1 protein-coding gene is annotated in these 315 nt (G+C 67.3%); it reads right to left on the reverse strand.

The window, feature by feature from the left end; translation table 11 throughout:
* Window positions 1-315: hypothetical protein (locus tag ACSVHP_RS23035; RefSeq protein ID WP_447552992.1), on the reverse strand; the 315-nt coding region annotated here is incomplete at both ends.

Consider the following 315-nt stretch of genomic DNA (forward strand, 5'->3'; position numbering starts at 1 on the left):
GGGCGATGGTCTCCCGCAGGCGGTGCAGGGCGTCGTAATCCCACTGCCAGGCGGCGCCGCCCGGCATTATCCGGCGAAGCAGGTTGCCCTGTTCGCTGTAGCTGAACTGCTGCTGGCGACCCTGCGGGTCGGTCAGGCAGACCATGCTGCCCTGGTCGTCATAGTCCCACTGCCAGACCTGGCTGCCCGGTGTGGTCAGGCGGGTAAGCTGACCCCGTTCGTTGTAGTCGTACAGCAGGCTGAAGCCCCCGGGCAGGGCCACCTGGCGGATATCGCCGTCGTCGCTGTAGCGGTACTCCGTTTTGCGCCCCAGCG

The organism is Enterobacter sp. 186315, assembly GCF_053290175.1.